This window comes from Chitinophaga ginsengisoli (assembly GCF_003014595.1).
In the GTDB taxonomy this organism is placed as follows: Bacteria; Bacteroidota; Bacteroidia; order Chitinophagales; family Chitinophagaceae; genus Chitinophaga; species Chitinophaga ginsengisoli.
In genome coordinates this window covers 22,170-44,010 of record NZ_PYGK01000018.1, presented here as the reverse complement: position 1 = coordinate 44,010, position 21,841 = coordinate 22,170, and the positions used below count along the sequence as shown (strand labels likewise).

Genomic DNA, 21,841 nt, shown 5'->3' with positions numbered 1-21,841 from the left:
ATGCAGCTGTAAGATCCCGGAAATGGCTTGTACAGGATGTGCGTATTTTACCGGATGCTGATGACCTTTTATCCTTTTAAGACAGGTATACAGGGAAAGGGTCGTTTTAATGCCTGAAGGTCAGGTTAAAGGTAATGGTAACATTTTCGCCGGTGGTGAACTGGCCGAAGAGGAAAGTGGGCGGATCGATCTCGAAGTCGCGCATGTCGATCTGCTTGGTTCCTTTGATGGTGATGCTTTTGTCTGCATTGACCTGTGCGGCGCCAACGATGCTGATACTTTGTGTAACACCGGCTACGGTCAGGTTGCCCGTACAGGAGATAACAGTTCCTTGTTTGGATACAGCGGCGGATATAAGATTGAAGGTAATAGTGGGATACTGTTTTGTTTTCAGCGCCCTATAGGCAACAGCATCAAGTCCCGTTCGTTCACTCTTTAAACTTTCTGCCGGCATGGTGAAATTAAGTAAGGTCAATCCTCCGAGTTCTCCATCTTCATAGAAGGTAAAGGTGGCGTTGCACGCGATCTTGGAGGTCTTCATCTCCCAGTCGTGCATAGTGGATGTACCGTTGATAGTGAGTGTAAAATCGTTCTTCTGCTGATACTGTACCTGAGCGATTGTGGTTGTTGTCAACTGATTAGCAAGAAACAACAGTGTCATTGCTTTCATGAGTGCTTTCATAGTGCGAATTCCTGATTTGATACCGCAAGTTACTGGGGCGGGCAGGAGTGGGGCATGACGGTCATCAGGCTGAAAGCTGATTGATGCTTCCTGTAAAGCTGATCAACCGCAGGATGAGACCCATTGACAGATTTCCCGCGGGAGTGGACGAAAATTGTTATAATTTGTCATATTAATCAACCAAAATCTGTTATTGCTTATGAAACCCGGAATTATCGCATTCCTGACATTTGTACCCATGCTGGGAATGGCTCAGCTAAAAGAACTGGATAAGAACGTTGCCAGTGTTAAAGATTCTGTGGTATCCTGGAGAAGGTATCTCCATCAGCACCCGGAGCTGTCCAACCGTGAGTATAAGACCAGTGCTTACATCGCGGCCCGTTTAAGGGCTTTAGGCCTGGATGTGCAGACCGGTATAGGCAAGACGGGGGTAGTGGGATTACTGAAAGGTGGTAAGCCCGGACCGGTGGTTGCACTACGTGCTGATATGGACGCATTGCCGGTATATGAAAGGGCTAATCTCCCTTTTAAATCCGTAGACAGCGCCGAATACCTTGGACAACAGGTGCCTGTGATGCATGCCTGTGGTCATGATAGCCATGTGGCCATGTTACTTGGTACCGCCGCTGTTTTGGCTGGCATGAAAAAGGACGTACCGGGAACAGTAAAGTTCATCTTCCAACCGGCAGAGGAAGGCGCGCCTGGTGACGAGGAAGGCGGTGCGCCACTGATGATCAAAGAAGGAGTGATGGATAATCCGAAGGTAGACGCCATCTTTGGTCTGCATATTAATTCACAGACGCCTATTGGTACGGTGAAGTATAAGTCAGGTGCTGAAATGGCTTCCAGCGACTGGTTTGTTGTAAAGGTAAAGGGTAAACAGTCGCATGGTTCCCAACCCTGGAATGGTATTGATCCTATAGTGGTAGCAGCGCAGATTATACAAGGCTTTCAGACGATTGTAAGCCGTCAGGCAGAACTTACTAAAGCGCCCGTAGTGATCACCGTCGGTAAGATACACAGTGGTGTACGCAGTAATATCATGCCGGAAGAACTGGTCATGGAAGGAACTATCCGCACATTAGACAGCAAAATGCAGGAACAGGTACATGAGAAGATGAAACTGACTGCTACGAAGATTGCTGAAGCTTCTGGTGCTACAGCAGAAGTGACCATCGATACCAAGACGAAAGTAACGTATAATGATCCGGCACTGGTCAAACAAATGGCGCCTTCAATAGCAGCTGCAATAGGAGCGGAGAATGTAAAAGAAGGTGAATGGACAACAGGTGCGGAAGACTTTTCTTTTTATGGGGAGAAAGCGCCTGCCTTCTTCTTTTTCCTGGGGGGCCTGCCTGCCGGAAAAGATCCTGCTACAGCAGCAGCGCATCATACACCCGATTTTTATATTGATGACTCGCGACTGGATGCAGGTGTAAAGATATTCTGCCAGCTTGTATTTGATTATGGGAAGAGGAAATAAAAGTAAGAGGCTGTTCGTCCCGCGGTGGACGTACAGCCTCTCTGCTGATATGAATAATGACCTTAGTAACTAACCGCTTTTCCTGCATTCACCTGTCCGTTACCGAAGAAGGCATCTTTACCCTTGTGCCCATAGTCGTCGGATGATTTACGCAGTATAAGATCGACAAGTATAGGATTCATCTTTGGATGTTTACCATACAGTAATGCAATCACTGCACTGGCATGAGGAGCTGCCATACTGGTGCCGGCAGACCAGCCATAGGAAAACTGACCTGATGCCTCATCCCAGAAGCCGATATTGAAGACGAAATCAAATACATATTCATAGTATACAACACCGCCTACATTGACGATCGTTGTGTTCAATGGAATTGCCCAGTTACCGCCTGGTGCGCCATATGAAATGAACTGTTTACCATAGTTCGTATAGATAGCTGGTACATACAAAGTAGTATCCTGGTTAATACCCCAGCCCAGCGGACCATTGGCAGCGATAGACAATACGCCTAGTGCAGCGGCAGGATAAGTAATGAATCTCTTTTCCACATCATAGTTATACGCATCATTACCAGCAGCAGCCACCAAGGTTGTACCATTTAAGGTAGCGTACAGGGTAGCCCTGTTGATCGCTTTGACCAGGTCTTTGATGTCCCTGTTATATTCCACTACATAGTCATCTGATGGATCGTCGGGAGTGCCGTTATCATCTGTGTAAGTCTTGCGGGGAAGTTCGCCGCCAAGGCTCATGTTGATCACATCTGCGCCATGGTTGGATGCATAGAAAATACCGTCAATGAGGGCACTGAATGGGCCATTACCGGCGTCAGACAATACCTTCACAAGGATCAGTTTTACTTCGGGGGCAACGCCTACTACGCCAACGGCATCGTCCAGTGCAGCAATAGTACCGGCAACATGGGAGCCATGGCTGAAGCCTTCTGCGCCATGATACTGTACTTCTTCACCATCAATAAAGTTATGAGTGAGGATGATGTTCGGCGCTATCTCAGGGTTGTTCAACAGGAAACCGCCATCAAGTACGGCTACTTTAGCGCCCCTGCCTTTGTAGCCTTTAGCCCAGGCCTCTGGCGCTTTTACAGATTGCAGGCCCCACTGGAGGAAACTGTAAGGATTGCTGGCAAGTGATTTGGATTTTGCACTGGCTGCAGGTGATGAGATGGGTTTGTCTGAACGGAATACTTTACCTGGGAGTCTCCAGTTCAATACAACATCTACTACTACTGATTCTACATCAGCAATTTGCCTTGCTTTTTCGGGAAAGGTAGGATCTGGCGTCTGTACACGAATCAATCCCAGCTCCTGGTTGGCGGTTCTCAGTTTGAAATTTCTTACATGTAATTTGCTCAGGTTTTCTGAAATAGCTTCAAGTTTAGCGCCTTCTTTGGCAATAATGATAAAGCCCCTGTCCTGATGTTTGCTGTCGAGAACACTATTACGTACACGGAGAACTTTATCATCCTTAGTACAAGAGGCAATGGTCATCAGCATCATGATAGGAATTGCTAGGGCAAGGAGTTGATTTCTTTTCATAGAGAGTTTTTTAAGTGATTAACAGAATGTTTCTTTTAAATGCTTAAAGAATGGTTTAGAAATGCTCAACAGCGCGTTTTTACCGCTGCCTGGCACGTGGTTCAACTGATTAAGAAAATTGTTTTTTTACGCTGCTTACGAATGGTTTTAAAATGCTAACAGACTTTGTTTTTGAGATGCGTACAGAACGATTTTAAAAAATGAATAACAGAATAAAACTTGATTGGAAACGGACAGATCGTGTACGTTTGGTTGAATAAAAAAGGGTTAAGTGAATGTAGATAAATTATTTATAAAAATCAACAAGCTCTTTCATACTATTTTGAAATAATGCTAATGCAATATTTGATTTGCAGATAATGTATGATTAACTGACATATACTTTTTTATTTTATTGTTGCTGCAGCAATGCTGCCGTTGCTGTCACATAATATCAGCAGACTGCCATCTACCTGCAATAATAAATTGTGCCCGCCGGAGGAGGCCGGGAAGGGCGTTTTTTGAGAAATGCAGGGATTAAGGTATTTTATAAAGTGATGAAAATCAATCAATATTTGGCGTCCTCAGAGTATAATGCCGCAGATCGGTATCTATTAGCTATATTTGGCGATTATTTAGTAGCATATTAGTTGGTATAATAATCAATATAAGAGAGTACATGTACGATATTTGTTGCGTAGGGCATATCACGTTGGATAAGGTAGTAACCACAAAATCTGTGGTGCATATGGCAGGAGGCACTTCCTTTTACTTTTCCAATGCAGTCCGTCAAATGGATGTTAAGTATAGACTGGTAACAGGGCTTGCGGAAAGTGAAATGAGTTCAGTAGAAGAATTGCGTGCGAAGGGCATTGAGGTAGACGTGGTACCGAGCAGGCATACTGTTTATTTTGAGAATATTTATTCTGAAAACCAGGATCATCGTACACAGCGGGTACTGCAGAAAGCAGATCCGTTTTCCATTGAGGCATTATCACATACAGATGCCCGTTTCTTTCACTTAGGCCCTTTACTGGCTGATGATATTCCGGTAGAATTAATTAAATCACTGTCTGAGCGTGGCAAGGTAGCACTCGATGTACAGGGTTATTTGCGTAAGGTAGAAAACCACAATGTACATGCGATTGACTGGCCTGCCAAACAGGAGGCATTGAAGTATATACATACGCTGAAGGCAAATGAGCATGAAATGGAAGTGCTGACGGGTCTGAAAGACGTGCGTAAAGGTGCGCAGGTACTGGCCGACTGGGGGGTAAAGGAAGTGGTGATCACATTGGGCAGCATGGGTTCTGTTATCTATGCAAATGGTGTATTTCATCATATTCCGGCATATGTACCTACTGTGGTGATTGATGCTACTGGTTGTGGCGATACTTATATGGCTGGATATTTATCTCAGCGTATTAAAGGCGCTACGCTGCAGGCGGCAGGTGAATTTGCTGCTGCAATGGCTACGCTCAAGATTGAGTCTTCCGGGCCATTTACCGGTACAAAACAAGATGTACTGGACTTGCTCGCTGCGAGCAGGGAGAAAGTGTTTGCGGAGTTATAATATTAGTAGCCGTCCTGGCTTGGAAATTCCTTCTTTTACGCTAAGTAGCGCCGGTTCCAGTATGGGATGGCGGTCGGCGCCTCTCCGGAATGCTATTTAGCGTTGTCAAGCGAATAGGGGATGGATTTCTATTTGGCAGCACCAGTCGTATCACCGGAGAGCCGAAGGCCCGCCATTCCCATCTGGAACCGGGTGCTACTTCCGCTGTTCCTCTTACTGATTCGAGCGTCACTAGTTGCGTTGCGTAGGTTTTGTTAAACTAAATTTATTAGGTGTTGTTAAATGCCTGTTCTCTGAATGCTTTTGGTGTTTGCTGAGCTCTGGCTTTGAAGACCGTTGAAAAATAAGCGGGAGAGGAGAAGCCACAGGTGTAGGCTATGTCTGAAATGGAAGACTGTGAATGCACCAGTAAGTACTTCGCTTTCTTTATCCTTGCATCCAATATAAAATCATTGACATTGCAGTCCAGCAGTTGCTTTACTTTGCGGTATAGCTGCATTTTTGAGATGGACATTTGTGTACAGATATCTTCCACATTGAACTGATCGTTCCCCAGGTTTTCTTCTACTATTGCGGTGAAATCATTGACAAACTTTCTGTCCGGTTTATTGGATTGAACGGAATGCACCCTCGTTTCCGGCTCCGTGATATAATGATCTTTTAGTAGTGCGCGGTTGCTGAGCGTACTCGCAATACTCTCCTTCAGGTACTGCATGTTGAACGGTTTACTGATATACGCATCCGCTTTATACTGCATACCCCTGATCCGTTGTTCTTCGCTGTTATTCGCGCTTAACAGGATGACGGGAATATGGGAGGTCCTGATGTCATGCTTGATTGTTTCCAATACCTTGATACCATCTATACCAGGCAGCATAATATCACAAATAATGATGTCCGGGATGTGGCGGAATGCCAGTCGCAAGCCTTCTTCACCATCGCTGGCGTGGAATATTTCATAGCTTTCGCTGAGATAACCTGCCAGGAAGCTGTTCAGGTCAGGATGATCTTCTATGATGAGCAGAGAGTGAGACTGGTCCTGGCGGGATGTTGGAACTACGGCCACTGGGCCCATATTTTCCAGTTCTTCTACATAGTTGTGCAATGATTCATTGATCACATTGATATGTTCTTCTTCGTGCTGAATTTCCTCCGGTGCAAATGGTGCACTGGTAGCAGGTAAGGTGATGGTAAACGTTGTACCGGCGCCCTTTTTACTTTTTACCGCAATATTGCCATGATGCAGCTGGATGATCTCACGGCTGAGGGCCAGTCCGATACCGGTGCCTTTGTGTTCGCTTTCCCTGCTTTGATAGAATAATTCGAAGGCATGCATCAGTGTATTCTCATCCATGCCGGCGCCATCGTCTTCAATGCGTAGGATGGCTTCTTCACTGTTGCCGGACAGCTCCAGGTATATATGCACCTTGCCGTAATCTGACGTGAATTTAAAGGCGTTGGACAGCAGGTTATACAGCACGCGGTCGAACAGGCGCTGGTCCAGCCATGCCTTGATACCTGGCTGACGGCTAATCAACCGGAAGTCTATATGTTTCTTGACGGCGATACCTTTGAAGGCTTCCATGATCTCGGTCACAAAAGCGGATAGCTCATTTTCAGAAACCTTCAATTGCAGTTTGCCGCTTTCTATTCTGCGGAATTCCAGCAGCTGGTTTACGAGTCGCATGAGGCGGACAACGTTCCTGCGCATCAGTTCCAGTTGTTGTTTCTGGACGGCCGATAGCTGTCTGCCTGCCATCAGGTTTTCAAGGGGCGCCTGTATAAGAGTGAGTGGTGTCCGGAATTCGTGGGAGAGGTTGGTGAAGAAGACAAACTTTGCTTCAGTGGCCTTTTCCGCTTTGCTGGTCATTTCTACCAGCTGATCGCGTTGCAGGAGTATTTCGTCCCGTTGTTGTTTCAGCTGGTGATTGATACGCCGGTTGGTGCGCAGGATGAAGAACAATACGATCCCTAAGAGGAAAGCCACACAAAGGGAGGTAGCCACAATACGGAGCAGGTGTTGCTGGTCCTGGTACAGGCGGCGTTGTTCCTGCAGGAGAGACTGTTGCTGTTCGATTTCCTGGTGTTGCACCTGTATCTTATCGATCTGGAGGCGCATCAGTTTTACGTTGGTACTGTCGATCAATACGGTCTGCAGCAGCGTATTCCGGGCAGGCTTTTTACCGGCGAGGATATTGGCGGCCATACTGATGGCTTCCTTACCACCACTTGGATACAGGAGGGAGGCGCTGAGTACACCACGAAATACCAGGTCAATACCGGCATCGGGGTAAGGGGATGCATCTACCCCTATGATCCTGATATTAGGAATCCCCTTGTCCCTGCAATATTTATACATGGCGTAGGCCATGACGTCGTTCTGTGCGAAGATGATATTGGCCTGGCGGATGGCCGCATCATTCCTGGCGGCAGCTTCCTTTGTTTTATCGGCTACCCAGCTTCCTTCCAGGGTGGCTGTCAGCTGTAAGCCGGGGTATTTTGCCAGTGCGGCACGGAATCCTTCATGCCTTTCCACGGTAGGAGAGGATCCCCGTAGCCCGGTCACTTCTATTACGCGTCCTTTGCCGTGTAACTGGGCTGCAATATACTCAGCGGCCAGTTTACCGATATTCCGGTTGTCGCCTCCTATATAGGCTGTAAATGAGTCAGTAGCGGCTTTACGGTCAAGGATGATCACCGGGATTCCCTTAGCATATACTTCCGCAATAACAGGCGCCAGGGGTGTTGCTTCATTCGGCGATACCAGCAGGATGTCGATCTTCTCTTTTAGCAGTTCCCTGATCTGTGCCACCTGCCGGGGACTGCTGCTCTCTGCATCCTTATATAATAGTTTCATTTCAGGATGGTAGAACAGCTCCCTTTTCATTTCGGTGAGCATATTCCGTCGCCAGTCATCATTGCCGGTACACTGAGAGAACCCGATACGGTATTTCGGTTCCGCCTGGCGGCGGCAACCCAGACTGCATAAAATGACTGACAGCAGAAAAATATAGATATGTCTTGTAAAGTTGGCTGACAACGTGGACTGTTTTTTAACGGTGGAATGTTTCAAAATCTAAAAACAATGATACAAAAATGAAATCATCTTGTATTGATCTTTATTGTTGAATTATTTAAATGGCTGATAATTATATGATTATACTTTTTTAGAGAAGTTACAAATTTGATAGTAATGGAGACACAGTCATAAGGGCCGGTAGGGGTGAATGAGTAGGTTTGGGTCATAAACGATTCTGCGTTATGACTAATAAAACGGTGTTTTTCTGGGCTTTTGTAGTAGCCCTGGGTGGTTTCCTCTTCGGTTTTGATACCGCTGTTATTTCGGGAGCTGAGCAGTCTATTCAGCAATATTGGGGTTTATCGGAAGTGCAACATGGGTTTACAGTCTCTATTGCTTTAATAGGTACAGTATTCGGTGCCCTGGGAGGTAGTATCCCCTCGGATAGATTGGGAAGGAAGTCTACGCTCGTATTGGTAGCAGCCGTTTACCTTTTTTCTGCCATTGGAACTGCCATGGCGACCAACTGGTATCTTTTCCTGTTATGCCGTTTTATTGGAGGACTGGGTGTAGGGGCATCTTCGGTGACCGCTCCGATTTATATCTCTGAGGTATCGCCGGCGAAGTACCGGGGACGTATGGTAGCCCTGTTCCAGTTCAATGTGGTGTTGGGTATCCTGATATCCTACCTGTCCAATTACCTGATCGGCATGGGGGGCGACAGTTCCTGGCGATTAATGCTGGGCGTACAGGCAGTACCTGCGGGCTTATTCCTGGTGTTACTGAAGTGGGTGCCTGAAAGTCCCCGCTGGTTGTTGATCAAGGGGCTCCGGGAGCCGGCGGCTATTGCCACGCTGAAGGTTATCAACCCGGAGGGTTATCAGGCTGATATTGATACTATCCGGCAATCACAACAAGCGCCCGCCAGTACGGTACAAAGTGAAAAGCTGTTCAAAGCCAAGTACAACACGCCGGTCATGCTGGCAGTATTGTTTGCCATGTTCAACCAGGTGTCCGGTATTAATGCTATCATCTATTACGCGCCCCGTATTTTCGAAATGTCTGGTCTGGGCGCTGGTTCTTCACTGCTTTCTACGGTAGGTATCGGTATCGTCAATTTCATTTTCACCTTAACAGCTATCCGCTTTATAGACAGGATCGGCAGGCGTCAGCTGATGCTGATAGGCACCGTTGGGCTGATCGCTACACTGGGACTGGTAGCAGTGTCCTTTTACATGCATACCGGCGGTATTGCCGTGGTGTCTTATCTCCTTATTTATATCGCCTTTTTTGCCTTCTCCCAGGGAGCGGTGATCTGGGTATTTATCTCGGAGATCTTCCCTAACCAGGTACGTGCTAAAGGACAGACACTGGGCAGCTTTACACACTGGATCATGGCAGCAGTCATTGCCTTCACTTTTCCTTATCTGGCCAGCCGTATCGGGGGCGGACATATCTTCCTTTTCTTCTGTGTGATGATGGTCTTACAGCTGGTGTTCGTATTACGTTGGATGCCTGAAACAAAAGGCAGGACACTGGAAGAGATTGAGATGACGATGGTCGTACACTAAATGATTTTTTCACATCCTGATTACAACTATGACAAACTATAACATCGTGAGCCTGGGGGAGATCCTGTGGGATATATTACCAGCGCAGGAATTGCCGGGAGGTGCACCGCTGAATGTTGCCTATCATCTGCACAAGCAATCGCAGCGTGTGGTCCTGGTATCGAGAATAGGGAATGACAACCACGGACAGCGTTTGCTGGATATTATGCAGCAGCGGGGATTGGCTACTGATCTTATTCAGCGTGACAACAGATACGATACAGGTAAGGTGTATGCCCGTATGGATGAGCAACTGGATATGCAATACGATATCGTGTACCCGGTAGCCTGGGATCATATCAGCTGGGATGATGCGCTGGAAGAGATGCTCCGGAATGATGACCTGCAATACCTCGTGTATGGCAGTCTGCTGGCGCGAAACGCCATATCCCGCAATACACTGGAAAAGGCTTTGCAGTCGCGCGCCACCAAGGTGCTGGACATCAACCTGCGTGCTCCTTATTACACAAAAGAAACACTGGAATGGTTGCTGTTCAGCTGCGACCTGTTGAAGCTGAATATCGGTGAGCTGGAACTGATTTCATCCTGGTATGGCAGTTACGCAACACCGGAAGATCGTATACAAGCATTATCTGAACGATTCAACATTGCTACTATCGTCGTCACACTGGGCAGTAAAGGATGTATGGGCTATATACAGGGACAGTTTTATTACCACGAAGGGCAGCCGGTGAAAGTAGCAGATACTATCGGCAGTGGAGACGCTTTCCTGGCGGGATTTCTCACAGCACAGATAAGAGGTTATACACCAGATTACAGCCTCGCCTACGCTAATGCACTGGGAGCACTGATAGCATCGAAACCGGGCGGTTGCCCGGATTATCATCCGCAGGAAATAACAGACATGATACAAAAGAAAGCATACATCAGCACGGGACAATAACGTATACAACCTAATTCCACCATCAGCTAAAATTCCAATTATGAAAAGAGTATTTTACCTCTTACCTATGCTGCTGTTTAGCATGCTGACAGTAGCACAGCAAAAGCTTTATCAGGGTACTGTAACAAGTCGCCAGGGCAAAACACCTCTACCAGGTGTGACCGTACAGGCAGGCAAGTCAAATGCTATTACTGATAATACCGGCCATTTCTCCATTAACGCGGCGCCCGGCGAGAAGCTCACGTTTACCTACCTGGGTATGAAACCAATGACGCAGGAAGTGCCTGCGAATGAATCTGTACTATCCATCGAACTGGAAGAGAATGCTACTGACTTAAACCAGATTGTCGTAACCGGTTATCAGACCCAGAAAAAAGCAGATCTGACGGGCGCTGTGGCCGTTGTGAATGTAGCCGAGATCAAAGACATCCCATTGGGTAATCCGCTTAAAGCCCTGCAGGGAAGAGTGCCGGGTGTAATGATCACTACGGATGGTTCGCCCAACAGTGCCGCTACCGTGAGGATCAGGGGCATTGGTACATTGGGGAACAACGATCCTTTGTATGTGATAGATGGTATTCCTACCAAACGCGGATTACAAGAGCTGAACCAGAATGATATTGAATCAATCCAGGTATTGAAAGATGCCTCTTCTGCTACGATCTATGGTTCGCGTGCGGCAAACGGCGTCATCATCGTGACGACGAAAAAGGCAAAGAAAGGGTTTAGTAAGATCAATGTAGATGCTTCATCGTCGTTACAGCATTACAGTACAAAACTTAAGACACTGAATACCGCCGGCCGTGGCCGTGCCTACTGGCAGGCGGCTGTCAATGATCATGCAGATCCGAATAATAACCAGATCTATCAGTATGAATGGAATGGCGATTATAACAATCCTGTACTGAACAAGATCGTACTGCCGGAGTATATCGATGCAGCGAAGACCATGAAGCCTGCGGATACCTACTGGTATGATGAGATTGCGCAGACATCCTTGTTGCAGAGCTATAATATTTCACTGACCAATGGTGGTGAGAAAGGCAATTCCTTCTTTTCTGTAGGGATGTATAACAATAAGGGCATCGTCAAAGATACGCGTCAGCAGAAGCTTACGGCTCGTTTTAATACAGACTATTCCTTCTTTAAGGGCCGGTTAAAGATAGGAGAGAACCTGTCGGCCACCTATATCAAAGACGCGCTGGTGCCGGCAACGGATATCCTTTTTGCAGCGTTGGTACAACAGCCTGTGGTACCTGTACATAGTGTGAGCGGCGGCTGGGGCGGTCCTGCGCCCGGTATGACGGACAGGCAGAATCCGGTACGTCTTATTGAAGATAATAAACAGAATAAAAGTCAGTTCGTAAGATTGTTCGGTAATGCTTATGCGGATGTAGAGATCATTCCACGACTGCATTTCAGGTCAAATTTGGGTATTGATTACAATGGCACCTTCCAGCGTGTATTGCGTAAATCATATACTTCCGGATTCCTTTCTGATAAGACCAACCAGGTGAATACCTCACAGGATTATAATGGGAACTGGGTGTGGCAGAATACCCTCTCTTACAATGTTGCCTTAAAGAAACACCGTGTAGATGTCCTGCTGGGAGAGGAACAGATCAAATACATGGCGCAGAACTTCTTTGCCAGCCGGCAGGGATATGCGCTGGAAAATATAGACTACGCGTACCTCGATGCCGGCACCACACAAAAGGATAATGGTGGCAGTGGCAGTGGATATACCTTGTTGTCTTATTTCGGTAAGGTGAATTATGCATATGACAACAAGTACCTGGCGTCTGTAACCTTGCGTAGAGATGGTTCTTCCCGCTTTGGGAAGGAGAACCGCTTTGGTACTTTCCCCGCCTTCTCATTGGGATGGCGTGTCAGTGAAGAAGGCGCGGTGAAGTCTGCCCTGCCATTTATCTCCGATCTGAAACTACGTGCAGGCTGGGGTAGAAGCGGTAACCAGGAGATTGTCAACAATGCGACCTATACACTGTATTCTGCCATCTATGGCATTGATCCTACCTGGGACTTTGACAGTGGCAGCGCTTATGATCTGAATGGTAGTGGTACTGGTCAGCTTCCATCTGGATACACATTGATCAGGCAGGGGAATACCGCTTTAAAATGGGAGAGCACCAAAGAGATGAACCTCGGTGTTGACTTCGGTGTACTGGATAACCACATCTCCGGATCGGTGGATTATTTCATCAAGAAGACTTCTGATATCCTGATCAATCCTGCTTACCTGGCGGTGATCGGCGAAGGCGGTTCCCGGTATGCGAATGGCGCTTCTATGGAGAACAAAGGGCTGGAAGCGTTTGTGACCTATTCCGGTGACATCGCTCCAGGACTTACGTTGACGATGACAGGCAATGTGGCTACTTACCGTAACAGGATCACTTACCTGCCTGACGAAGTGTTGACTTCTTATCCCGGTAATGGTCAGGATAAAACCATCCTGGGGCGTTCTATTAATTCCACCTTCGGATATGTGGCAGATGGTATTTTCCAGTCGCAGCAGGAAGTGGATGATCATGCCAACCAGATCGGAAAAGGCGTAGGCCGTATTCGTTACAAAGACCTGAACGGCGACAAACAGATCAATGATAAGGACAGGGATTATATTGGTAAAGGAGATCCTGATTTTACTTATGGTTTGAATGTCGCACTGGAGTATAAACACTTTGATCTGTCTTTCTTCCTGCAGGGTGTCCAGGGCATACAGGTGTACAACACTTACAAGACCTATACTGACTTCGCCTCCCTCTGGACGGGTACTAACTGGGGCCAACGCACTTTGGATGCATGGACGCCGCAACATACCAATACGTCCATTCCTGCACTGACACTGGTAGATCGTAACAATGAGAACCGTACGTCTACTTACTTCCTGGAGCCAGGGTCTTATCTGAAGTTGAGGAATATACAGCTGGGGTATAGCTTCAGGCATTTGTTCAGCGGACAGTTCCAGACGGCCAGGGTATATTTGCAGGGTAGTAATCTCTTCACTGTAAAGAGCAAAAGCTTTACTGCCACTGATCCGGAGAACCCTAACAATGCTTATCCTATTCCTGTTATCGGCACAGTGGGATTGAACCTGTCATTCTAGTACCTGTTAAAATTGATCACAATGAAACGCTTAATATATCTGTTGATATGCAGTAGCCTGTTATTGGGTAGCTGCAGTAAATTTCTCGATCAGACGCCACAGGCGGTGGTGTCCGGCGATGATCTGAATACGCCTGAGAACGTAGATAAGATGGTAACTGCCGCTTATGCTGCTTTAGGTAATGACCACTATACAGCGCCTTATTCCAGTATGTGGCCTTATGGTAACCTGCGTAGTGGCGATGCCTACAAAGGCGGTGATGGTGCCGGTGATATCAGTGAATACCACTTTTATGAAACCTTTGCGTTGAACAGAATAGATAATGGTCTGACTGATCTGTTATGGTTCAGATTGTATGTATGCATCGGTCGTACGAATGATGCATTGGCGCGACTGAATGCCATCAGTGAAGATGCATTCCCTGAAAAGACTGTCAGGCAGGCGGAAGTACGTTTCCTCCGTGCGCATTATTATTTCCTGCTGAAGATCCTTTTCAAGTATATGCCCTATATTGATGAAACGGTAGCGAAGGAAAACTATCCGACTATTTCCAATAAAGCGCTGAGTAATGATGAGCTATGGACGAAGATTGCAGATGATTTCCGTTTTGCGGCTGAGCACCTGCCTGCTACACAACCACAGATCGGCAGGGTGAATAAATTTGCGGCGAAGGCTTACCTGGCTAAGACACTGTTGTACCAGGCATATAAGCAGGATGAGAGCAATGCGGTCACTTCCATTGATGCGGCTACTTTGCAACAGGTCAATACCCTGTGTGATGAGGTGATCGGCTCAGGGCATTATCAGCTGAATGGTGACTTTGCAAATAACTTTAAAGCAGCTACTGAGAACAGCATGGAATCAGTCTTTGCGATCCAGTATTCAAGAGAAGACGGAACGCCTAAAGGCAGACTGGATTATGGACATACGCTGGATTATCCGATGAACACAGATTACGGTTGCTGCGGATTTCATTCTCCCAGTTATAACCTGATCAATGCGTTTAAAACGGATGCTTCCGGATTGCCGATGTTCAATACCTTCAATGATAAGAACATCACTGGTGGCAGCGATTTTCAAACCAATACTTTTGATCCGCGGCTGGACCACACTGTGGCCATACCCGGACATCCTTACAAGTATGATCCTGGTTTTATCTACCAACGCTCCTGGGCGCGGGCACCTGATGTATATGGCAGTTACCTGAGCCTGAAGGAAGCGGTATTGCCTAATGATGCTGCGTTTCAGAAGATACCTCCGTTTATGTCGAGCTCCAAGAACTGGGATATTATCCGTTATGATGAGGTGCTGCTGTTTAAAGCGGAAGCATTGGTAGAGCTGGGCCGGCAGGATGAGGCGCTGGCACTGGTGAACAGTATCAGGACGAGAGCGGCGAATAGTACAGGGTTGCTGAAGCAGGCAGATGGTTCCTTCACATCTAACTACAAAGTAGCTATTTACAAACCCGGCGTCAATTGCACCTGGACGCAGGACTTCGCCAGACAGGCGGTACGCTGGGAGCGCAGGCTGGAGTTTGCCATGGAAGGGTATCGTTTTTTCGATCTGGTACGTTGGGGCATTGCGGCCGAATATCTGAATGCTTATTTTGCAGTGGAGAAAACACGGAGTCCGCATCTGGCAGATGCTGCCTTTCAGAAGGGAAGGGATGAATATCTGCCGGTACCTTTGAACCAGATGAACTATAGTAAAGGATTATATAAACAAAATGCTGGTTGGTGATGTACTAACCCATTAAAACATTGTCCATTTTATGAATAAGCAACTGTTTACTTTCTGGCTGATATGCCTGTTACCATTCACTTTGCTGGCCCAGCAACAGGAGGTGCCTACTCCACAGTGGCGTCCTGTGTATCATTTTACTCCGCCGAAAAACTGGACGAATGATCCTAATGGATTGATCTACCTCAATGGGGTATATCATCTCTACTATCAGCACAACCCTTATGAGAATAAATGGGGGCATATGAGCTGGGGGCATGCTACCAGCACAGATCTGCTGCACTGGAAACACCTGCCGGTAGCTATTCCGGAGATAGAAACCAAAGACACCACTACCTGGATCTTCTCCGGCTGTGCGGTGCTGGATGCGCATAATACGAGTGGTTTTGGCAGCAATGGCAAGGCGCCGTTAGTGGCTATCTATACGGCAGATCAGCCGAAGCAGGAGAAGGAGTCGCAGTTTGTGGCGTATAGCAATGATGGCGGTATGAGCTTCACTAATTTTGCGGGCAATCCGGTAGTGGATATTCATAAAAAGGATTTCCGTGATCCCAGTGTCATCTGGATGGAGGAGCAGCAGCAATGGGTGATGACAGTGGCTGTTCCGCAGGAGCATAAGTTACAGTTCTACGCTTCAAAAAACCTTAAGAAATGGGACTTGCTGAGTGAGTTTGGTAACCAGGGTGATACGCGTAAGATCTGGGAATGCCCGTCTTTGACGCCGCTGTATGTTGACGGCGACCCGTCAAAGAAGAAATGGCTGATCATGATCTCTTCCGGGAATCCTGATGCGGCTACGGGGATGCAGTATTTCACAGGCGATTTTGATGGGAAGACGTTTACGAATGATAATCCGGGGGAGCATCAGCAGTTCGTGGATTATGGGAGGACGTTCTATGCGGCTATTCCTTACAACAACCTGCCCGATGGTAAGCATACGATGCTGGGCTGGCTGATGCCTTTTGAAACGCCGACTTATCCGTGGCGTGGGCAGATGTCTATTGCGAGAGACCTGCTGCTGAAGTCAACGCCGGAAGGGGTGCGGTTGTATCAGCAGCCGGCGTCAGTACTGAATGCATCGCTGGAGAAGCTGCCGGCGTCTAAGAGGCTGGTGAAACAGGGGGTAGAGATTGATAGTAGGGAAATGCCGTTAAACAAGGGTGGGCGGTTTGGTTCAAATGCTAATTGGATAGATGTCACTTTTACGCCGGGTTCAGGGGAGGAGTTTGGGCTTAAATTAGGGCAGAATAGTGTTAGCGGGGCCGAGACTGTCATTGGATATAATAAGGCCCGTAATGAGCTTTATATTGCGAATGCGGGGGGTACGGATAAAATGATGGTGAAGCCTTCTAATGGGAAGATCAGGTTGCAGGTGTTGTTTGACAAGTCTTCTGTGGAGGTGTTTGTGAATGGTGGGGAGCGGGTGTTGACGACGCTCGTGTTCCCTGATTCAAAAGCTACCGGATGTGCGGTGTTTTCTGCAAAAGGGAAGGTGATGATGGATACGCTGAAGGTGTGGGATTTATCCTTTTAACGCTTAGTAGCTTCGGTTTCAGTATGGGATGGCGGTCGGCGCCTCTCTGGATGTCGATTTGGCATTGTCAAGCGAATGGGGGCTGGATCTCTATTGGGCAACACCGGTCGTGTCACCGGAGAGCCGAAGGCCCGCCATTCCCATCTGAAACCGGTGCTACTAAAGCTGTCGCTCCTGTGGGTGATGTGTTCTCCTGATTAGCGGTAAAAATCCAACAACAATAAACCGGGAAACAAAACATCGATAGGCTCCTTTAGGAGCCTTGTTGTTTGTAGCCCGGGGTTTTAAACCCCGGGAACCGGCAACCCGGGAACACACAAATCTATTTTACGATGGCAATTCCTCCCGGGATTCGGAATCACGCGCGTTTGTGTTGTGATTCCCCCCGTATTTAGGGCCACGCGTGTTTGTTTATAATGGTAATCCCCCGGGGTAATTGTGTTTAGCCCCGGGGGATTGCATTCGTAACCGCTGACGGAAACGGACTGCTTCGTCGCGGTACAAAAAAGTTTATTGAACGATGATCTTCTTTACTTCACGATTGCCTTTCTGATCGATCACTTCCAACATGTAATAGCCTGCTGGCAATGTGTGCTGCAATGACAGTGGGTAGGTGCTGGTTGTTTTGCTCACATTGCTTACGTTGCTCACGTTGATGGCTGTGGTGAATACTGGCTGGTTTAGTGAGTTGAACAGGATGACATGGTATTTGCCAGCTGTGTGGTTGATCAGTTGAAGGTTTAGCTGATTGCCGGTTACCGGGTTGGGGTAAGCGATGATATCAGCGTCAGCGGTGTTGTCAGCCAGTTTGGTGGTACTTGCGGTGCCGGTACGGGTCAGTGTCAGGTAGTCAAGGTTGAAGCCGTCTGTTTCCATCACGATGCGCAGTGTTTTAATACCGGTGGTGAGGGCGGGTGTGGTGGCCGTTAATGTCTGGAAGGTCTGCCAGCCATTTGTGTTGGGAACGTTGATCGTACCTGAGATGTTTACGCCGTCCAGTTCTACATGCAAACGCCTGCTGCCGTAAGGGGAAGCGATGCGGGTCTGCAAGGTGTAGGTACCGGGTGTGGTGATGTTCACTGTGTAGTTCAGCCATTCACCGGCAGCGATATAACCTACGTCATAGCCGCCGTCGCTGCAGGCTTCTACGTCAACGCCTTCTGATCTGTATAAGCCGCCACTGTTTGTGGGATCAGCGTCTGAGTAAGCGAGGCCTTGTCCGCCGTTGTCGAAGTTCTCTGCTTCGATTTTGCCAGGGATGGCAGCAGGTGTGCCGCCATAGGCGTTGTTAGATGCTTTTACCGTGTCGATGCAGCTGGCCGTTTTATTGCCATCTACGGTAGTGACGGTGATGGTAACGATGCCCGGTGCGATGGTGGTTACTTTACCACTGGTATCAACAGTAGCGATGGCTGGGTTGGAGGAAGTCCAGTTCTTTGCTTTGTTGGTAGCATTGGCAGGGAGGATGGTAGCTGTTAATTTTTGGGTGCTGCCGATGTTGAGACTTCCTGAGGACGGTGTTACGCTTACACTGGCCACGTTCACTCTGCCGAATACATAGAATTCGTGGATAGACCAGTAGTTACCCTTGGCGCCTGTCTGTACGATGCGGATATAGCGACCTACTTTTTCCGGGAAGGTGATGAGTGTCATACCCTGCGGGCCGGTACCTGATGCGATAGGGCTGCCCCAGTTGGTACCATCGTTGGAGATGTAAGCGCTATAACCGGCAGGCGAATCAGAAGGACTGTCGGTGGCATCCAGGACAATCCTGTTGATGGTATTGACAGTTTTCATATCGACGGTGAAGGTTTGTCCGTTCACCTGGCTACCCTGGGTATCCCAGCGGGTAACGGTGTTGCTGTCGAGTGCATTCTTAGCGTTGTTGGTATTGACAGAGGCGGAGGCTGTCCAGCCTTGTCTATCCATCGCGCCAGCTACGGAAACGCCCCATATATTACCCAGGTTGTTTTTCCATAGGGTGGCTTTATATGCGTCGATATTGGCGCTGTCGACGATGGAGGAATGTGCGGAGAACTTCGGTTCAGCACCGGCGTTCAGCAAAGTACCTACGGGCCAGATGGTGGAGTTGTGTATGTTCAGCGAACCATTGCGGATGAGGCCCCAGTTCTGGAAACCTGGTTCTGCAAAGTTGGCGGTCTGCATATTGATAGCGCCATTGTCAGATACAACAGATCTGGCAGGATTACCCCAGTAGTCGGAGTTGTACAGGTTGATCTGACCATTGAAGCTGCCGGTCGTATTGAGATAGCTGGTAGAGGTGTCCTGGTTGTTGTTCAGGGCTACGATCTGGCTGTTGATGAAATCAAATCCACCGGCGCCCAGTTTCTCAAAGCTGATCGCGTTCTTAGTGCCATCCAATCCGAGGCCCATACTGATGCCTGAAGCGCCGCTGCCTTCATTGGCGAGGATCAGTCCATGGTGAGCACCATATACGAAGTCGTTGTACAGGATCTCGTTTTGTGCGTTACCCAGGATGATGAAATCCATGTTGTTCAGCTGATAAGAATAGATGGCAGCGTTATCTCCTTGTGGCGAGTTGGGCCAGCTGCCGAATTTTGATTCCGCACCTGCTGCGTATGCGATGGTATTGAATTGGGTGTTGGAGATTTGTCCGCCGCTGGTACCACCGCCTACTTTAATCGCATTATGGAATACATGCCCGGTGAGCCAGTCAACGTAGTGATTGTTACATTGGTAAGTGAACATATCTATACCGTTGTATACCGCGCGGAGGCCTACGTTGATAATATAGACATCGCTACCTGTCACCTGTATGGTGTAAGGGTATGCAGGGAAATTAGGGACCAGTGACGCCAGTTGCTCAGGGTAGTTGATAGTGATACCCTGCAGACCGCTACCGGCAGACAACTTGATAAAAGGTGTGCCGTTAGGATTGCCTTTATCCGCATAAGGTTCCAGTACTGCGCCGGGGCCTGTTGGAGTGGTGCTGTTGTCGGCCGCTCCTTTGAGTTCTACATTGGTAGGTACTGTCAGGTGACCGGTCACTTTATATTTTCCGGGAGGCAGGAACACGATACCGCCACCGTCGGTACTGGCTTTGGTCAGCGCATTCTGGATAGCGGTGGTGTTATCTGTTACGCCATCGGGTTTGGCATTGAAAGGCGCTGCTGTAGCGAGGTACAATACCTGGCGGGATGGCTTGTGGGTAGGTTGTGTGATGGTCGGGAAAGGAGGTAGTTTCTTCAGTGTCAGTGGCGTATGGTCGATGGCGTTAGTATAGAGCGAGTTGTTCTCGATGTTCACGCCATTTTTGAAACGGTTGCCGGTGATGATACCTCTTGCATTAGCGCCTAGTACTATCTGCGGCGCTTTGTTATTGAAGTCGCAGTCAGATGCTGCGAAGGTGCCACCACCGACGTTTACATTACCACCGGTAATGGTACACTGTTGCAGCATGATCCTGGCTACACAGGTAGGATCGGCCGTAATGGCGTCAATAGATCCGCCGAAAGTACAGGTATGCAGCTGTAAAGCGCCGTTGGTGGAAGCACCACCGCCAATAGCCAGACCGGTAGCACAGTTGACGGTGGTACAACGTGCAAACATGATACCTACATTGCTGACTACTTCTGCATATATCCCTGTTTTACAGTTGGTGAAGGTCATGGCGTAGTTCTGTCCGTTCGGGATAGCTGGTGCACTTGGGATAGAAGTCGTGGCATGGAAGCCGATAGCATACCCTTCGATATCCACGAATGCGGTGTATGACCAGTCGTTCCTGCGCATCACGATACCGGTACCATTCTGATAGATCCAGTTAGCGTAACCACCGCCGGCGGCAGGTGCATTCGGTAAACCGGAGCCCGCCCAGTAAGCGGGAGAGAGATTAATGTTCTCAATCCTTCCTACGTCAACGATATTGTCTATCTCTACACCTCTTGATAAGGGTGTACCGTAAATGCCATTGATAACAGGACAGGTACCGCCGTTTGTTCTTGAGAAGAGAATACCCGTGTAGGCATTAACGAAAGTAAGGTTCTTCGCGTTACAGAATTCATTACCGAAATAGTTAGGCGCTCCGAATATGATAGCTGGCGGATAGGGCGTAATGTTATCCGGTAGCTGTTCGGGGTACCAGATGGCCAGGTCGCGTACCGCGGCGGAGGTCTGCATGGTGATGAAAGGCGTTGCATTTTCGTCGCCACGGCCGGCATAAGCCATCAGGATGGTGCCGTTGATGGGCTGACCTTTCGTAGGTTTCTGCCATTCGCCGCGGAGGGTAATACCTTTCGGAATGAGCAGTGTACCACGGATAACGTATTTGCCGGCAGGCACATACAAAGTACCGCCACCTAAAGTGCCTAAGGCATTGAGGCGGTCCTGGAAGATGCTGGTGACATCGGTTACACCATCACCGGTAGCGCCGTAATCGGCAACGGAGTAGGTGATGACAAAAGCATCGGTAGTTGGGTACGAGGGTTGGGCCAATCTCCAGTTCTGGGAGAAAGCGGGTGTACCCATCATACCAGTCATGATAATGGAGAGGACAAGCGCGAAGAGAAGTGTCATACTCCTGCGTGTCCCGTTGTGAGCCGAGAAGGCACGGGTGCTGTTCATATGGTTTTATTTAAGGGAATTGGATTGCATGGTCTTTCAAT

At 48.2% G+C, this 21,841-nt stretch carries 11 protein-coding genes; 7 read left to right on the top strand and 4 right to left on the bottom strand.

Annotated elements, in window-relative coordinates; translation table 11 throughout:
* Positions 1-106: 106 nt before the first annotated feature.
* Positions 107-682, bottom strand: coding sequence for a YceI family protein (locus CLV42_RS28910; protein ID WP_106605429.1), 576 nt, complete (start codon positions 680-682; stop codon positions 107-109).
* Positions 683-881: 199 nt separating this feature from the next.
* Here CLV42_RS28910 and CLV42_RS28905 point away from each other — a divergent pair, with 199 nt between their 5' ends.
* Positions 882-2,165, top strand: a complete 1,284-nt coding sequence (locus CLV42_RS28905; RefSeq protein ID WP_106605428.1) for an amidohydrolase — start codon at positions 882-884, stop codon at positions 2,163-2,165.
* 62 nt (positions 2,166-2,227) lie between these two features.
* Here the strand turns inward: CLV42_RS28905 and CLV42_RS28900 are convergent, their stop codons facing one another.
* Positions 2,228-3,718: a S8 family peptidase gene (locus tag CLV42_RS28900; RefSeq protein ID WP_106605427.1), complete on the bottom strand. Its 1,491-nt coding sequence runs from the start codon at positions 3,716-3,718 to the stop codon at positions 2,228-2,230.
* 658 nt (positions 3,719-4,376) lie between these two features.
* Here CLV42_RS28900 and CLV42_RS28895 point away from each other — a divergent pair.
* Entirely contained in the window at positions 4,377-5,270 is an 894-nt protein-coding gene (locus CLV42_RS28895; RefSeq protein WP_106605426.1) for a PfkB family carbohydrate kinase, read from the top strand.
* A gap of 268 nt (positions 5,271-5,538) precedes the next feature.
* On the opposite strand, the gene CLV42_RS28890 is transcribed toward CLV42_RS28895, so the two are convergent.
* Positions 5,539-8,310 carry a hybrid sensor histidine kinase/response regulator transcription factor gene (locus CLV42_RS28890; RefSeq protein WP_106605425.1) on the bottom strand — a complete coding sequence of 924 codons (2,772 nt, stop codon included), beginning with the start codon at positions 8,308-8,310 and terminating at the stop codon, positions 5,539-5,541.
* 221 nt (positions 8,311-8,531) lie between these two features.
* Here CLV42_RS28890 and CLV42_RS28885 point away from each other — a divergent pair, with 221 nt between their 5' ends.
* Genes CLV42_RS28885 through CLV42_RS28865 form a run of 5 tightly spaced genes read left to right on the top strand, consistent with a single transcriptional unit; the run spans position 8,532 to position 17,198 of the window.
* Positions 8,532-9,860, top strand: coding sequence for a sugar porter family MFS transporter (locus tag CLV42_RS28885; protein ID WP_106605424.1), 1,329 nt, complete (start codon positions 8,532-8,534; stop codon positions 9,858-9,860).
* Between the two features lie 28 nt (positions 9,861-9,888).
* Positions 9,889-10,803 carry a carbohydrate kinase family protein gene (locus CLV42_RS28880; RefSeq protein ID WP_106605423.1) on the top strand — a complete coding sequence of 305 codons (915 nt, stop codon included), beginning with the start codon at positions 9,889-9,891 and terminating at the stop codon, positions 10,801-10,803.
* 40 nt (positions 10,804-10,843) lie between these two features.
* Complete coding sequence (locus CLV42_RS28875) at positions 10,844-13,924, top strand: SusC/RagA family TonB-linked outer membrane protein (RefSeq protein WP_106605422.1); 3,081 nt, start codon at positions 10,844-10,846, stop codon at positions 13,922-13,924.
* A gap of 21 nt (positions 13,925-13,945) precedes the next feature.
* Positions 13,946-15,664: a RagB/SusD family nutrient uptake outer membrane protein gene (locus CLV42_RS28870; protein ID WP_106605421.1), complete on the top strand. Its 1,719-nt coding sequence runs from the start codon at positions 13,946-13,948 to the stop codon at positions 15,662-15,664.
* A gap of 31 nt (positions 15,665-15,695) precedes the next feature.
* Positions 15,696-17,198 (top strand): glycoside hydrolase family 32 protein, encoded by a 1,503-nt coding sequence (locus tag CLV42_RS28865; protein WP_106605420.1) that lies wholly within the window; start codon positions 15,696-15,698, stop codon positions 17,196-17,198.
* 510 nt (positions 17,199-17,708) lie between these two features.
* Here the strand turns inward: CLV42_RS28865 and CLV42_RS28860 are convergent.
* On the bottom strand, positions 17,709-21,800 hold the full coding sequence (locus tag CLV42_RS28860; RefSeq protein ID WP_106605419.1) for a carbohydrate-binding protein: 4,092 nt from the start codon (positions 21,798-21,800) through the stop codon (positions 17,709-17,711).
* Positions 21,801-21,841 lie beyond the last annotated feature (41 nt).

Bases quoted from the DNA above. Each gene is read 5' to 3' on its own strand.
- CLV42_RS28880 (WP_106605423.1), top strand. From the start codon at position 9,889: ATGACAAACTATAACATCGTGAGCCTGGGGGAGATCCTGTGGGATATA.
- CLV42_RS28885 (WP_106605424.1), top strand. From the start codon at position 8,532: ATGACTAATAAAACGGTGTTTTTCTGGGCTTTTGTAGTAGCCCTGGGT.
- CLV42_RS28910 (WP_106605429.1), bottom strand. From the start codon at position 682: ATGAAAGCACTCATGAAAGCAATGACACTGTTGTTTCTTGCTAATCAG.
- CLV42_RS28870 (WP_106605421.1), top strand. From the start codon at position 13,946: ATGAAACGCTTAATATATCTGTTGATATGCAGTAGCCTGTTATTGGGT.
- CLV42_RS28900 (WP_106605427.1), bottom strand. From the start codon at position 3,718: ATGAAAAGAAATCAACTCCTTGCCCTAGCAATTCCTATCATGATGCTG.
- CLV42_RS28905 (WP_106605428.1), top strand. From the start codon at position 882: ATGAAACCCGGAATTATCGCATTCCTGACATTTGTACCCATGCTGGGA.
- CLV42_RS28875 (WP_106605422.1), top strand. From the start codon at position 10,844: ATGAAAAGAGTATTTTACCTCTTACCTATGCTGCTGTTTAGCATGCTG.
- CLV42_RS28860 (WP_106605419.1), bottom strand. From the start codon at position 21,800: ATGAACAGCACCCGTGCCTTCTCGGCTCACAACGGGACACGCAGGAGT.
- CLV42_RS28895 (WP_106605426.1), top strand. From the start codon at position 4,377: ATGTACGATATTTGTTGCGTAGGGCATATCACGTTGGATAAGGTAGTA.
- CLV42_RS28865 (WP_106605420.1), top strand. From the start codon at position 15,696: ATGAATAAGCAACTGTTTACTTTCTGGCTGATATGCCTGTTACCATTC.